At 45.2% G+C, this 15,592-nt stretch carries 7 protein-coding genes; 2 read left to right on the forward strand and 5 right to left on the reverse strand.

All coding sequences use genetic code 11. From position 1 onward, the window contains the following. Positions 1-167: 167 nt before the first annotated feature. The gene (xisF, locus tag AACU33_RS16985) at positions 168-1,712 is read left to right on the forward strand and encodes a fdxN element excision recombinase XisF (RefSeq protein WP_096589800.1); all 1,545 of its coding nucleotides are present in this window, start codon (positions 168-170) and stop codon (positions 1,710-1,712) included. A gap of 145 nt (positions 1,713-1,857) precedes the next feature. Continuing rightward, positions 1,858-2,466: a hypothetical protein gene (locus AACU33_RS16990; RefSeq protein ID WP_096589801.1), complete on the forward strand. Its 609-nt coding sequence runs from the start codon at positions 1,858-1,860 to the stop codon at positions 2,464-2,466. A gap of 132 nt (positions 2,467-2,598) precedes the next feature. Here AACU33_RS16990 and AACU33_RS16995 read toward each other — a convergent pair whose 3' ends face one another. The 5 genes from AACU33_RS16995 to AACU33_RS17015 are packed head-to-tail and all read right to left on the reverse strand — an operon-like array spanning position 2,599 to position 15,552. Next, positions 2,599-4,830, reverse strand: coding sequence for a chemotaxis protein CheW (locus AACU33_RS16995; protein WP_096589802.1), 2,232 nt, complete (start codon positions 4,828-4,830; stop codon positions 2,599-2,601). A gap of 24 nt (positions 4,831-4,854) precedes the next feature. Then, positions 4,855-6,102: a GAF domain-containing protein gene (locus tag AACU33_RS17000; protein ID WP_096589803.1), complete on the reverse strand. Its 1,248-nt coding sequence runs from the start codon at positions 6,100-6,102 to the stop codon at positions 4,855-4,857. A 29-nt stretch (positions 6,103-6,131) separates the two neighbouring features. Continuing rightward, on the reverse strand, positions 6,132-7,154 hold the full coding sequence (locus AACU33_RS17005) for a chemotaxis protein CheW (protein WP_096589804.1): 1,023 nt from the start codon (positions 7,152-7,154) through the stop codon (positions 6,132-6,134). 19 nt (positions 7,155-7,173) lie between these two features. After that, the gene (locus tag AACU33_RS17010) at positions 7,174-10,317 is read right to left on the reverse strand and encodes a hybrid sensor histidine kinase/response regulator (protein ID WP_096589805.1); all 3,144 of its coding nucleotides are present in this window, start codon (positions 10,315-10,317) and stop codon (positions 7,174-7,176) included. Positions 10,318-10,332: 15 nt separating this feature from the next. Then, positions 10,333-15,552, reverse strand: coding sequence for a GAF domain-containing protein (locus AACU33_RS17015; RefSeq protein ID WP_096589806.1), 5,220 nt, complete (start codon positions 15,550-15,552; stop codon positions 10,333-10,335). Between the last annotated feature and the right edge of the window lie 40 nt (positions 15,553-15,592).

Consider the following 15,592-nt stretch of genomic DNA (forward strand, 5'->3'; position numbering starts at 1 on the left):
TTTTCATTGGGCTTCATCCTAAGCTGTGGCAAGCATCCCCAAGGGCCTCTATAGTTATGCTTCTGCTTCTATCACTTGGGGTTGACGCTTTTGCAACTGCTCAGAGAATTTCTGAGAATAGAAGTATCCTCTATCAAATATAATAAAGGTTGTGTCTATGCGCTGTTATGGAAAGTTGGGGTTACGCAAGGGTCAGCGGTGAGGAGCAGCAAACAGATAAAGGTGCGTTGCGTAAACAAATAGAACGCTTGCAAAATGCTGGATGTTCAAAAGTATACTGGGATATTCAATCACGGACAACCGAAGTCAGGGAAGGACTACAACAATTAATTAATGACTTGAAGACGTCTGCAAAGGGTAAGGTAATATCTCTGCAATTCACCCGGATCGATCGCATTGGTTCATCATCAAAGTTGTTTTATTCATTGTTGGAAGTATTGCGTTCCAAAGGAATTAAGCTCATCGCTTTAGATCAAGGAGTCGATCCAGACAGTTTGGGCGGAGAATTAACTATTGATATGTTGCTTGCTGCTGCCAAATTTGAGGTGAGAATGGTGACGGAGAGGTTAAAGAGCGAACGCCGTCATCGCGTCACCCAAGGGAAAAGTCACCGAGTTGCGCCATTAGGATACCGCATCCACAACGATAAATATGTCCGCGATCGCTCTCCATGCGTTTGCTTGTTAGAAGGGCGAAGAGAGTTAACTGTATCTGATGTAGCTAGATATATTTTCAATACTTTTTTTGAGTGCGGTTCTGTTGCGGCTACCGTTCGTAAATTGCACTCAGATTTTGGCATAGAAACAAAAGCTTTTGATTGGAACAAGCCAGAGAAATCTTCACGAATTATCAGCGATGACGACTTAGATAAAATTGTCTTTACACCAGCTAAAGCTAACCACCCTTTGCGTTATCCTTGGTCTGGGTTGAGATGGTCAATTCCAGGTTTAAAAGCATTATTAGTCAACCCTGTTTATGCGGGAGGCTTGCCTTTTGATACTTATGTGAAATCAAAAGGTAAGCGCAAACATTTTGACGAGTGGAAAGTAAAATGGGGAACCCACGACGATGAAGCTATCATTACCTGCGCCGAACACGAACAAATAAAACAAACGATCCGCAGTAATCGCCATAACCGATGGGCTTCCAGAGAAGATAACGAAATCAACCCATTTTCTAATTTAATCAAATGCGCTCAATGCGGAGGTTCAATGACGCGCCATGCAAAACGAGTAGATAAGCAGGGACAAGCTATCTATTATTTTCAGTGCCGTTTGTATAAAGCTGGCAACTGTAGCAATAAAACTATGATTTCATCAAAAATATTAGATATCCAAGTTGTAGATTTATTGGCACAGGAAGCCGAACGGTTAGCGAACTTGGTAGAAACAGATGAGCCAATTATTATAGAGGAACCCCCAGAAGTCAAAACTCTCCGCGCATCACTGAATAATCTGGAAACCTTGCCACCAAGTTCAGCCATCGAACAAATCAAAAATGACCTCAAAGAACAAATTGCGATCGCACTGGGAGCAATCAATAATACGTCCAGAGAATCGTTGATTGCTAAGGAACGCATTATCCGGGCTTTTGCTAATAAAAGTTACTGGCAAGGACTTGCAGCTCAAGATAAAAGAGCAATCCTCAATGGTTGCGTTAAAAAAATATGTGTAGATGGTAACTTCGTTACAGCAATTGAGTATCGTTACTAAGCAGTTTTGTGTATAGGCTTTGTTTCCTAATATTTGCCTCAGAAATGCTTAGATTCTCATCAGTATTTCCACAAAGTACCATTACATTAGATCCCACTGCCTAGACTGTGCCTTCTACTCCTACAGAAACAGTATCGAACCCACTATGTCATACAGCGATTTTAAAACTCTTGATAAAGCAATTAACGACTTAAACCTTACTCTTAAGGAAAGTCATAACTTATTTGCTCAAGTTCCTCCAATCCAACCATCTCAACGATTGACAGAAGCTCTGGAAGAAACCCTAGAGCTAGCGACTAATATCAGTACCGAGAAGGCAAGGTCTGAATTAATTCTCACTCCGATTCTTCTAGAAGTTAGAAGAATATTTCAAGGCAGAATCGGTTATTTCTCAGGAATTTCATTTAACGTAGATGAAAATAGAGGACTCAATGGCGTATGTGATTTTATTCTTAGTGCTTCAGAAAATCAGTTGTTAATTACTGCTCCAGTTATGACAGTAGTTGAAGCCAAAGATAATGATATTAAGCTGGGTTTAGGACAATGCGTAGCTGAAATGGTAGCAGCCCAAGTCTTTAACGATCGCAAAGGGAAATCTCAGACAATATATGGCGTAGTATCAACTGGCACTCTGTGGAAGTTTTTAACCTTGGAAACACAAATCCTCACAATTGACAGAACTGAATACTTTATTGCACAACTGGCAGAAATTCTGGGAATTTTAGCTGAACCATTTAGAAATTATTTTAGATGACTGGTTTTGACGATCGCACATCAAACAGAAACTCAAAATCCCCCTGGGATTATGCAACTTAAAGGCGGATCAACTTAACTGCTGATTTTATTGCTTGGAAATCCTTTAATTGAGGTTAAAGATCAATACAGTTTAAGTTAGAGATTTTGTGAGAAGACGACCATCCAAAACCAGGCTAAGTTGTCCATTGGCAAGAACACTAGTGCCTTGGATATAAGGAGCAACTGGGGTTGTTTCCCCTAGAGGATGAATCGCAGAGGATTGCTTGCCGATGATGCAATCTACTTCTAAAGCGCATAGTTTGTCTAAGTAACGAAATACTAGTAATGGCTTATCCTGCTTGAAAGCATTTAGTGTATCTGTACTGTAAGGGGTAACTGGGCTGGGAAGGTGGTTAGGAGAAATCAGCACATCAGTTAGTAAGTGGATAGGGACGAGCATTTCTGTTGTTGGATGCTCGCGATCGCCACGCAGGAAGCCACTGGATCTGCTAGAAGACTGCAAAAATAACATGCGTCCCGCTTGAGTGTGGAGAATTTGTTCGGACTGGGATAGACAAATTTGCTCTACCGAATCGGCAACAAATGCATAGAGTCTGGAGTTGGCTTGACAGACAATAAGTTGAGCAATTTTTTGCTCTAGGGGAATTTGCAGCGAGAAGGCTGTACCATGTCCAGCTTTAGACTTCAATACTATTCTTCCTTGAATAGCTGTTAATTGCTTGCAAACTTCAGTTAATTCTGCTCCTAACTCTAAGGCAGCACGATCGCACAAAACAGATGAAACCTCTGGTTCAAGTATTAATTCAGTCACTGGTAAGATATCCCCTGGTTTTGTCAGGGCGAATCCTTGGGCTAAAGCTTGTTGATAGATTTGAGATAAGTTAAGTCCTGCGCCATCATCGCAGCCATCAATAATTAGTTGATTTCCCTGCTGATAGATTTGAATTTCGATAATACCGTTGCTATTTTTACCTAGCTGTTGGCGTGTTTGGCAAGACTCGATACTTTGCTCTAGTAAATAGCAACTTATATGCAACAGCAGGACACGGAGGCGATCGCTAAACGTGCGATCGACTTGGATATCGCTAATTTGTAAATGTAGTCTAGCAGACTTATCTTGTAGAGCTTGTAACTGAGACCAAAGCCGATGCAATGGTTCTAAGGCTGTTTTTAAAGGAATATTTGTAACTTTTTTAACTAAATCAGCAGAACGGTTAAGTAAATTTTCCTGGTGTACGAGTTCTTGTTTGAGTTGGTAACGATCGTTATTCAGGGAATGAACAGTTGATGCCACAAGAGACGCTTCAGCTAAAACAGATTGCAAAGTACTGTACAACTGCTGAGAGCGAGAAGCAGCTAAAGGGGAAAGGGTATCTGAAATTGCTGCTAAACGTCCTGACCATTCCTGTAGATTATCCAGCAGGCGTTGTAATCGTTTAACTTGTCGAAGTAACTGCCCGATGGTATGTTGCTGTTGTTCTTCCTGACAAGCTTGCTGATTATAGTTAATTAGTAATGTTGCAAGGAGCGCGTTTAGTTGTTCGAGATGCTGAATATTGATTGGTGTGGCGGCTGGAATACTGGTTGCAACAAGGGTGGGAATGGATTCTTGTAAAGAGAGTGTATGGCGATCGCTCAAAGATTTAACTAGGGATGCTTCAGATATTTCAGCAGGCAGGAAAAAATCTCCCAACCAAGCCTGAAAATCTTCCTCCTCCAGGTTTGCTAGTTCCCCTACCTTAACGGGAAGCTTCTCAGTATCTACGTGAACAAAGATACTAAACTGGGGGTTAGTTTCACTTACTAGTTCTCTGTCAAGACTTTCTTCGTCTTTAACTATAACTTGCTCTGGTAGAGATGCAGAAGATTCTACCTCGTTCAAGGAATCGCCAAACTGAATAACTGGTTGATGTTCCTGCGGTTGCTCTACCGATGTCTCAAGGTGTGTATCCTGGGAATCCCTAAACTGTGCTTGCAGACGAGCAACAATAGCAGACATACGCTCTAGAATTTCTACTTCGTCAATTTTCGAGGCTGTTAAAAATGCCATCAGCAGCATTTGTAAGCAATCTAATCCTTCCGACAACAAAGAGGCGACTGTGCCATCAATAGTTGCTCGATACTGATGCAAAAGCTGAAAAATCTCCCCTAGTGCCGCTGCAACTATAGCAATTGTATCTAGCTCGGCTGCTATGGCTATCGAATGCAGAGAGTCAGCAGCTTCCATGAGAGCCAAAGCTGTACCGGGGTTACTGTCTTTTGTATAGTTAGGCAACTCCTGCTCCAAGAACAGTAACAGATCGATCGCTTCTTCTAGAAAGCGATCGTTGTTCTGCGGTTGGGGGACAAAATCGGTACTCATCGAAACTCCTGGTTTGTGACAATTCTATGGCTTCGACATTGATTTGAGGGTACAAGCAGCGATGTCAGCGATCGCTCTAAATTGCTCCTGGATTTGCGCGATTGACTCCAGCCCAGCACTAATTTGGCGATCGCATGGTTCGATAGCAGAAGTAACGTCTGCTGTTGCCAGTTGGAGTTCTTGAAACCATTCCTCTATATTTAGGGTGCTTTCGCGGGCTTGATGGGAGAGAATTTCCACCTGTTCGGCAGCAGCTAGCAAACTTAGTTCTTGCTCGCTAGCTTTTGTTGCTTCTATGGCTGTATTCAGCGACAAAATCTGAATTTTGCTACTCAAGCCTTCCACAAGGCCAACAAAGCCAGAAGCTTGCTGGCAAAATTCATTAAGGTATTGCAGCTGTTTATTTGTAAAAGCAACAGTATCTTGAATAGACATTAAATACTCGCGCTCTTGCTCGGCGATTTTTGCTCCTTCTTGTACGGCCTGGATCACCTGCTGCAATGGCACTAGTAACTGTGAGCGATCGCAGGATTCAACCTTTTCGGGAGGCGGTGACAGCTGTTGAGCAGGTGGAGCTACTATTTCAGCCGAGTGCAAGTTAATTGTCAACATCATTCCTACTTGTTGCAGCAAACTGCGCTCTGCTTCTTGCCATTGTCGGGGTGCAAGGCAATGCTGAATAACTAACAAACCCCAGGGCTGTTGTTTGACAATCAAAGGTAAGCACAGACTCGCTTGCACCTGAAAACGTTGCCAAAATTGCTGTTGGCGCGGAGTTAATTCTAATACTTCAGTTGGGTTACTAAAATCAGGTTTAGTAACAAACAAATTTATCGGTAGGGATTGGTTGAGCAAGGATGTCCAACCCGGTTGTATAGCTTCAGCGATCGCTCGAGTGCGATTATCTTCCTCAAAACGATAAATCAGGACGCGATCGGCGTTGAGAACATCTCGAAGGGCGGTGACTGTAACCTCCAAAAGTGCGGTTTGGCCTTTTGCCTGCTGCATCTGCCGAGCAATTGTCGCCAGTTGTTCTCGCTGGAACTGAAAAGCCCTTTGCACATTGTCATCATTGCCACTGGGCGAAGAATTCGCCAAAGCTTGGATAAAAGCTTCGATTTGACTTACCTTGTGCTGCAATTGAGCGACCTTTGGCCCCTTAGCAGATTGAAAGACTGCTTTGAGTACAGCTACATTAGCCAAAATTTCTTCTATCTGGATTTGATTGTCAGGCTGGCTTTCAAAATTAGGGTTTAAAGTTGCGATCGTCACAGAAAACTCCTTGGCAGCATCAAGTTAAATCAGTGGGTTTGCCATTGCAATGTCTGGGCGATCGCTTTGGTGTCTAAAATCCAGCGATCGCTTGGCAGAATACCTCGAACAAAATTTAGTAGTTTGTTGGGGGAAAAGTCGGTTGGTGCCGATTGTGTTTGCTGTAAATCCTGCCACTCTACATCTAAGACATGAGCGACCAAAAACCCGACTACCTGATTTTGAAGCTCAACAACCAGAACTATTGGCTTTTCTGGTCGTGACTGTCGCTTAAAAAGCGGTGCATAACCAAGCAAATGTTCTAAGTCAACCAGCCGCAGCATCTGTCCTTGCCAATTATAGAAACCTAAAATCCAACTTGGTAAGGCCGGGGCTGGAGAAATTTCTGAGCTAGCGATATGAATCGTGTCCACTACTGAGTGGAATGGTAGCAATCCACTTCCCCGATCGCCCAAGGAAAAACGCAGAAATCTTTGCCGTTGTTCGCATGATGTCAGTCCAGGCGCCAAGGTTGGGGTTGTTCCGGGCAACCCCAACTTATCAGCCAATATCTGGTTCATGCCTAGAAGCAGGACTTTGAGTGGTTCTTCATTTGGTGCTACAGACAAGACAGCCATGTGACTAACAAAGTTTAACTCCGCTACTTGCCGATAAGACCAAGGCACTGGACGCACAGCTGACAAAGGAATATCGATTAAAGCAGGGGGCTTGTCCACAGGAATGCCACAAAGTTCTCCAGTCCGTGTTTGAGTCAGAAGTAAAAAGCGTCCTGAAGTGTCAACCGCAGAAACTTGGTGCGTCTGTTGGATTTGTACTTGCGGAATTAACTTCTGGCGCAAGTCCACAATCGTAATAGTTTGCGCTCCCAGATCGACCATCCCGATCCCATTTTCAACCGTACTGCTAATAGGAGGACAAGCAATCACCTTGAGAACTGCACCAACTGGCAGGGCAAATAAATAGTCTGCGATCACAAAAACAACGACTCGTAATGAGTCGCTCTCGCTCACAGTGCCAGATAATCGCTTAAACGGAAAGGGAGTGTTAAGCATAGCAGGTTACGGGTGGGGGCTAAGGGTTATTAACCAGTTCGGCGATCGCGGCTAGGAAGTTCTGTTCGGAATAGGGTTTGGTCAGGTAAGCTTTTGCCCCTAGAGCTAAAGCTAATTGGCGGTGCTTCTGGCCGCTACGGGTAGTTAGCATCACCACAGGAATTCCCGACAAACGCTCGTCTTGGCGATGGTGTTCTAAGAACTCAAATCCATTCATCCGTGGCATTTCAATGTCACAAATTACTAGATTGACATCACCGTTTTGAAGCATTTGCGCGATCGCCTCTCGACCATCGCCTGCTTGCAACACTTGATAATCGGCTTTCTGGAGCGTCTGTACTAAACTTTGCCTTTGTACAACCGAATCTTCCACCACTAACACCGTCAGCCGGTTAGGTTGAGCAACGGCTGTATTAAGTTCGATTAGCTGTTGCTGCGGTTGCATTATCGTTAGCTCGGATTGCTGCCCCTCTAGAGTAAGAACAGGCTCAGGCGCAGGCAAGAGTTTAGTTGTCAGACTTGATGCCTGGGAAGTCGGCATCATATCTGTCTCCCAGGTTTGACGAACTAACTCCAACGGGTCAATGGTGAGGGTGAGACTACCATTTCCCAAGACACTGTAGCCTTGGATGTAACTAGGTAAAGTCAGGACTCTACCGAGGGATTTAATAACTAATTCCTGCTCGACTAAAATCTGATCGACTTGCAAACACAGGTATTGCTGCTCTGTTTGCAACAATAGCAGAGGTTCGACGGTGTTCCGTTGTTTGACTGGAAAAGGACTGAGGGTTAAATTGTGGTCTTGGGTGAATAAAGGATATTTGTAATCCAGCAAATTGGCAAGCGGACGGATGGGAATTAGTTGCTGATGTTGCCCTTCTCCCCACTGCCAGAATTTTTGGATACCTTGACCGTGTAAAGATTGCTGGACTTGAATCTGGTCTGGCTGCGGTAATAAAACCTGGCTAATTCCTTCAGACAGCAAGGCATAAGTGATACCTTGAGATTGGCAAACGAGCAAGCGTGCCGTTGTCAAGCTCAGGGGCAATTGCAGGATAAAGGTGGTTCCCTGCCCTGAAAGCGATCGCACCACAATCGAACCTTGTAAAGCTTGCAATTGCGTGCGAACGACATCTAAGCCGATACCGCGACCAGATAACTCACCAATCTGGTTAGCGGTAGAAAAGCCCGGTTCAAATAATAACTCTGCTAGTTGGTCTTGTGAGGCATAGGCGGCTTGTTCGGAAGTCAGCAGGTGTTTTTCTATACCTCGTTGGCGAATCGATTCCCAGTTCAAGCCTCGACCATCATCCCGTACCTCAATAGTAGTGCGGTTGCCTTGATGATAGGCTTGAATTGTAATTGTTCCGGTTTCTGGTTTACCCTGCTGTCTGCGGGTTTCTACTGATTCAATGCCATGATCGAAGGCATTGCGAATCATGTGCAGCAAGGGATCGTATAACTGCTCGGAAATGGCTTTATCTACGAGTACCTTCGTGCCAGCAAGCTTGAGTTCAACAGGCTTATGATAAGTTGCGACCATCTGTTGCAGGAGGCGGGGAAAGCGATTTAACACTGTTCCCAGTGGCACCATTCTGGCTTGCAGCAAATCTTCCTGCGCTCCTGAGAGCAATTGCTTGCGCTTTCCCAGACTAAAGCGAGATTGCTGAACTAAGGCATTAAAAGTCTCAATCCGTTCTCCTAATTGCACCATGTCTTCTGTGAGATTTTGCAGGAGAATGTGCAACTCGCTATAGCTATCCATTTCTAAGGCATCAAAATTAGATTGTGCCTGGGCAGTTGGGGAAGCACGGACAATTGAGCAGCGTGGGTATCGCTGCTTTGCGCGTTCGGGAAGCAGTTGTCGATCCGACCAAGTAGAAACTTTACTAAGTTGTTGTTGACAGTGCAAAAATTGTAGTAGAGTCTCTTGAGCTGCTTTGTGGATGTGATTAGATTGTAGGTTTTGTTGGTTTTCGTTGATTAGCAATTCCCCAATCGTATGGCTGAGGCGATCGAGTTGTTCGATCGCTACTCGGATACTGGGAAGTGATGCCGATGACTGAACCTGGAGGCTTGGCGCTGGTGGTGGAGAGGCAGGCCGATCTGAGTCTGAGTAGCGGCAGGATGTCTGTGAATCTCCTATCCAGATTGACTGTAAAATCCGATCTATAGCAGAGGGGGCTACTACCGAATCCTGAGAAATTGGTTCCAGTACCTCCGGTGCTTTCGCTACGGAATTATCAGTTCGCTTCGGGAAAAACGACCAAATTGATTCCGCTTCGCTCGCATTGAGGAGGGGGGATGGCTGATTCTCAGTTGTAGTCGTTTGGGCAGCGATGAAAACTGGCTGCCCTTGCGGTTGTGGAACAGGAGTAGTTAACCCTGCCCATGCTCGCAATTGTGGAGATATTTCTCCGCCTTGAGTGCGATCGCCTGCAAGTATTGCTGCTTGAGCTGCTTGAAAATTTTCTAAAGCCACCTGAGCGATTTGCAGTACTTTGTCTGGATGCGCTTTGAGCGCGTTGAGGGTCGCCTGGGCAATTTCTTCCAATCCAGATAAGCTATAAGATGCTGCTAGTTCGGCAAAAAATTCTGCTTGGGAGTTGAGTGTTGTTTGAATTTGTTGCGGATCTCGGCTTTGGATGTCAGCTGAGAGCTGGTGCAAATCCTGGGTTACACTCCCAGAAAAGATTGACTCTACCACATCAAAGCCAAGTTCTTCAGAACTGGGAAGCGGAGCCTCACGACCAAAAAAGTCGCCTAGTTTATGTTGGAGTTGGGCGAAGATTGAGGCAGTTTTATCGAGTATTTCTGCCTCATTGTAGGATAAACCCATTAAGGTTGCGCTCAATGGAGTTCGCAAGCACTCATAAGCATCTAGAAGCAAAGCACCCAATTCTGGATCGATTTCCAACTCTTGAGGGTATAACGCCTGGAATACATCTTCCAAATGATGGGCAATTGTCTTGATCGTTTCTTGTCCAACACTGGCAGCACTTCCCTTAAGAGTATGGGCGCTGCGCATCAAGGCGTGAACTTTTTCGGTTGTTTTTTCATCAAGTAAACCGATGAGACTCTGTTCGATGGTTTGCAACAACTCTGCCGCTTCAGCCAGAAAAGCCTGCTCTAACTGCCGTTGATTACTGGGATCGGTGTTCATAACAGTTTTGCGAGATTAGTCAACTTTGAACTGGCTAACGCTGGTTTCCAGTTGTTGTGAAGTCATCCTTAGTTCTTCAAAAGACTCGGAAATGTGGATGGCACTTTGCGAAGTCTTGCGGGCGATCGCCGAAACATCCACCATCGCTTCTGTCAATACCTGAGATTGCTGACTTTGGTTGGAAACTGCTTGAGTAATTCCTTGCACCAATCCACCAATTTCGTTGGTAGCTGCCACGATCGCACTCAGGGAATAACGAGTCTCATCGATCAATTTCGACCCTTGGACAACTTGGGTAATGCCTACTTCCATTGCTGCGGTAACTTCGTTGGTTCCACTTTGAATTTCTTGCACGAGTCGCTCAATTTCTGTGGTAGCACTCGCTGACTGATAAGCCAGGGAACGAACTTCATCTGCAACCACCGCAAAGCCTTTACCGTACTCTCCAGCACGGGTAGCTTCAATCGCCGCATTGAGTGCCAGCAAGTTAGTTTGAGTGGCAAAGTTTTCAATCAAACTCACTACTTTCGAGATTTTCTGAGAAGCTTCACCGAGGCGTTTAATCTTCTTCGCTGTTTCGGAAACGGTTTCCCGAATCTCTAAAATGCCTTCTACGGTTTTTTCCATCAGCGAATCGCCAGCTTGGACGGTTTTATTAGCTTCTTGAACCGCCTGTCCTACTCTTTGAGCATCAGTAGCGACTACCTGGGTGGAAGTTACCATCATTTGTAATTGTTCCAGAGCGCGTTCGAGCCGTTCTACCTGCTGTTGAGCTTGGTCAGATAGTTTTACTACTGAGGTAGTGTTATTGCTAGAAGTTTCACTCACCCTGCCAGCAGCAATCTGTACTTGTCGCACTAAATCTCGCAAACTTTGGATTGTAGTGTTGTAACCATCGGCGATCGTCCCAATTTCATCTTCAGATAGGGGAGCGCGAACGGTGAGATCGCCCCTGAAGGATGGTTCTAAAGCCATGAGAACCCGTATAGCTCCTTGTTGCAGTTTTTCCCGTGCGGTGCGATCGCGCTCTGCTGCTTCTGCTAGTTGCTGCTCTTGAGTGCGCACTTGTTTTAGGTACTCTGCCAAATTCAGGGCAATGCCAATCTGGACGCTGGCTTGGTTGAGAACATCCTCCTCTGATTGCTCCCATTGGCGCGCTACGCTATTTTGATAAACTCCCATCAGCCCCCATAACCGATCTTCTTGAAAAATCGGCGCAATCATGTAGGCTTTAGTTCCCCACGTTTCTAACAATTGAATGTGGCATTCGTCATGACCGACACTATATATATTGTCAACCCGCAAACTTTCTTTACGAGCATAACGCCCGCCTTTGTTGTACTGGAGAAAGGTATCTCTAACTCTGGCAAGGCTAGTTCCCACTAGCTTCGGCCAATCTCCGGTTACAGACTCAACTACAAATTCTCCAGACCAATCAGGCTCAAAACGGTAAACTCCAACTCGATCTACTTTCAGCAGTTGACGAAGTTCGTGGGTGGCAAACTGGACAAATTCCAGAACGTTACCATGACTTTGGGCCATCTCTGTTAACCGACTTGGCAAGCGATAGGAAAATCGGGCGTTTGCTACTTCCCGTTCTGCCAGTTTTGTCAGTTCCTCATTCTTGTTTAAGGTTTGTTGTAAGTATTGCGATTGCTGGACGGCTACCCCAAACTGCGTACCGATTTTCGCTACTAAGTTGATTTCATTATCTTGCCATTGCCGCGGCCCGTCATTCTGATATGCTCCTAACAAACCCCAGAGCTTGTTTCCGGCAATAATCGGGGTGATGATATAAGCTCTAATCTGGAATTGCTCGAGAATTTTTATGTGGCACTGGGCATGACCAGAAGTGTAAATATCATTAATCGTGAACGTCTCGTTGTGGCGATAGCGTCCACCTTGGGTTTGTTGTAGGTGTTCGTCTTCCCATACAGTCCTGATATCGGGGCCAACCAAAGCTACCCATTCACGACTTACAGATTCGGCAATAAATTCTCCACCCCAATCTGGATTGAAGCGGTATACTGCCAGCCGATCGCATTCCAAGTGCGATCGCAATTCTGGTAAGGCGTTGCGGAAAATCATATCTAGCTCTTGAGCTTGGCGAATTTTTTCTGCCAGCCTTGTCAAGGCTCGTTCCCCTTCTGCGGTTCGCGCTAACTCTGTATTCTTGTTCTTGAGCTGTTCGATATATTTAATCTGCTGCAAACCGATACCCATTTGCAGAGCTAGTTTTCGCAAAAGTTGCACATCCTTGGATTTCCACTGCCTGGGTTCAGTATTTTGGTATGCTCCTAAAAAGCCCCAGAGTTTGCTACCAGTAAAGATAGGAGCGATCGCGTAAGCTTTGGCTTGGATTTTTTCTAATATCTCTAGGTAGCACTGAACGTGACCGACAGCATAAATATCATCGACGACAAAGGTTTCATGATTGCGATAGCGTCCGCCTTGAGTTTCTTGTAAATGTTCGTCCATCCAAATTGTTTTGATGTCGGAACTAGCTAAAGACAACCATTTATCTTTTACGGATTCGGCAACAAACTCCACACTCCAGTCGGAATTAAAGCGAAATACTGCTAGGCGATCGCACTGTAGTTGTTTGCGTAAACTTGGCAATACATTCTCAAAAATTGTGTCTGTATCCTGTGCCTGACGGATTTTTTCCACCATCGCTGTCAGCACTTGTTCCTCTTCTGCTGCCCGCGCCAACTCAGCATTCTTCGTTTTTAGTTGTTCGATGTACTCGGCTTGCTGCACGGTTAAACCCAACTGAATACCCAATTTGGTCAGCAATCGCACCTCCTCGGAATTCCACTGGCGCGGCCCGCTATTTTGGTAAGCTCCTAATAAACCCCAAAGTTTGTTGCCAGCAAAAATCGGAGCGATGGTGTAGGCTTTAACTTGGAACTGCTCAAGTATGTCGATGTGGCACTGGGCATGACCAACAGTATAGATGTCATTGACAACAAAAGTTTCATTGTTGCGATAGCGTCCGCCTTGGGTTTGCTTTAGGTGTTCGTCTGCCCAGACGGTTTTGATATCGGGGCCAACCAAAGGCACCCAGTCACTTCCTACAGATTCGGCAATAAATTCACCACCCCAGTCAGAGTTGAAGCGATATATTGCCAGGCGATCGCATTTGAACAACTGCCGCAATTCTGCCAAGGTAGTGCGGTAGATTGTTTCTGGCTGTTGGGAATGACGCATTCTCTCCGCCATCCGCGCGATCGCGTTTTCTACTTCAGCTACTTGGGTCATTTCTAGATTTTTTAACCGTAGCTGTTCGATATATTCAGCTTGCTGGAGGGCAATGCTCAACGGTTCGCCGATCTGCAACAAAGCGCCAGTCTCTTCTTCAGTCCATTTCCGCACATCAGAATTTTGATAGGCTGCTAACAAACCCCAAAGCTTACCACTGCGGAAGATGGGAACAATAATGTATGCTTTGGCTTGGAACTTCTCTAATGCTTCTACATAGCAAGGTGAAAAACCAGCAGCATAAATATCGTTGACTTTGCGGAAGCGCGTTCCTTTGGCGTACATTCCACCCTGCGTTTCCTTGAGATATGTATCGGTATCAAGTTTCGCAGGGGAGCCATACTCCTTAACACTGCAACGCTCTGAAGATATCAGACCTGTTTTGAAAATGCCTTCTTGTTGCTGCATCTCCAACAGTGACGGCCAACCCGCAGCCACAGATTCAGCGATAACTTCTCCACTCCAATCTGGATAAAATTGATAAACGACAACGCGATCGCATTTTAAAAATCGCCGCAACTCTTGGGTTGTAGTGCGGAAAAGCGTGCGAAGCTCCGTTGCTTGCCCAATCTTTTCAATGATGCCAAAAACAGTACGTTCTCGTTCGATTAGTTTGGCTGACTCCTCAGAGCGTTGATAAAGTTGTTGCTGATATTGCAACTGTTGAATGGCAATACTAGACAAAGATGCCACCTGCACCATCAGTCGGACTTCACTATCTCTCCACTGACGAGTGCCGGAATTTTGATAAGCAGCAAGCAAGCCCCACAACTGTTCTCCCTGGAAAATGGCAACAATGATGTATGCTTTGGCTTGATAGCTTTCTAAAACTTTGATATAGCAGTCAGAAAAACCAGCACTGTAGATATCATTAGTGACTCGATAGACCTGTCCGCGATGGAAGGTTTTGCCTTGGGTATGCTGAATGTAGCTATCGTGCGATCGCCCTGTTGTCCCAGCTAATCCTCCTTCTTCTGCAAGCTGTCTAACACTGCAATAGTTAACGTTCTTGACAATTGCTGGGTTGTTTCGCTGTTCTTCTAACAGAGAAACCCACTCAGATCCCACAGATTCAGCAACAAATTCGCCACTCCAGTCAGGATTGAAACGATAAATTGCCACGCGATCGCATTTTAATGACTGTCGCACTTCTTGGGTGGCAACGCGAAAGATCGTATCCACATCTTTAGACTGGAGAATTTTACTCGCTACATCGGTAAGGATTTGGTCTTTTTCCACTTCTTGTTGCAATGTAGCCTGAATCATGGCAACTTGCAGTTGCGCTTCTAATTCCTGCGCGAACAATTTTAGCGACTTAATTTCAGCATTCTGCCACTGACGAGGTGCAGTGCATTGCTGCACTACCAACAAACCCCAAATCCCATCTTTTGTTAAGATTGGTAAACTCAAACAAGCTCTGACCTGAAACCGATCCAAGAGTTGCTTTTGGTGAGGAGACAAACTTGCACTGTAGGTATCCGCGATCGCTACTAATTTTTCTTGTTGATAAAGCTTGGCAGAACCTAACCCAAAAATAACGGCGGGTAGTTTTTCCTTCAGCATTGGGGTAAAGCCATCCCTCATCGCCTCCGCAGCAACTATCCCCAGTGTCGGATTCGTAAACTCATACACCACTACGCGATCGGCTTGCAGGGCGCTTTGTAACTCCATGACAGCAGTAGCAAGCAAGGTATCTAGATCGGAAAATTGGCGAATTTTGCTGGCGATCGCCTGTACTTGCTCTACCTCTAATCCATCTCCTTTGTCTTGATATGGCAACACATTTACCAATTCTTTTAACTTGCGGATTCTGTCTCGCAATGGCCCTGTTTCCACCCAATCAGCTTGATCTAGTTCAGTTCGCAATTCTTCGAGAGTGGAAATAAGTTGCTGTTGTGTAGGTAAACCAACAGTATGACCGTTGCTGGAAGTTGAGTGTGGTTGGTTGGGTGTAAGATTGGGTTGCGTTACCATAATCTTTCTTGCTATTGAGGTTGTCGGAGTTAATAAGTAG

This window comes from Calothrix sp. NIES-2098, assembly GCF_963875125.1.
Classification (GTDB): Bacteria; Cyanobacteriota; Cyanobacteriia; order Cyanobacteriales; family Nostocaceae; genus Aulosira.

Excerpts from the sequence above, each read along its gene's own strand:
- AACU33_RS17010 (WP_096589805.1), bottom strand. The coding sequence starts at position 10,317 with ATGAACACCGATCCCAGTAATCAACGGCAGTTAGAGCAGGCTTTTCTG.
- xisF (WP_096589800.1), top strand. The coding sequence starts at position 168 with ATGGAAAGTTGGGGTTACGCAAGGGTCAGCGGTGAGGAGCAGCAAACA.
- AACU33_RS16995 (WP_096589802.1), bottom strand. The coding sequence starts at position 4,830 with ATGAGTACCGATTTTGTCCCCCAACCGCAGAACAACGATCGCTTTCTA.
- AACU33_RS17005 (WP_096589804.1), bottom strand. The coding sequence starts at position 7,154 with ATGCTTAACACTCCCTTTCCGTTTAAGCGATTATCTGGCACTGTGAGC.
- AACU33_RS17015 (WP_096589806.1), bottom strand. The coding sequence starts at position 15,552 with ATGGTAACGCAACCCAATCTTACACCCAACCAACCACACTCAACTTCC.
- AACU33_RS16990 (WP_096589801.1), top strand. The coding sequence starts at position 1,858 with ATGTCATACAGCGATTTTAAAACTCTTGATAAAGCAATTAACGACTTA.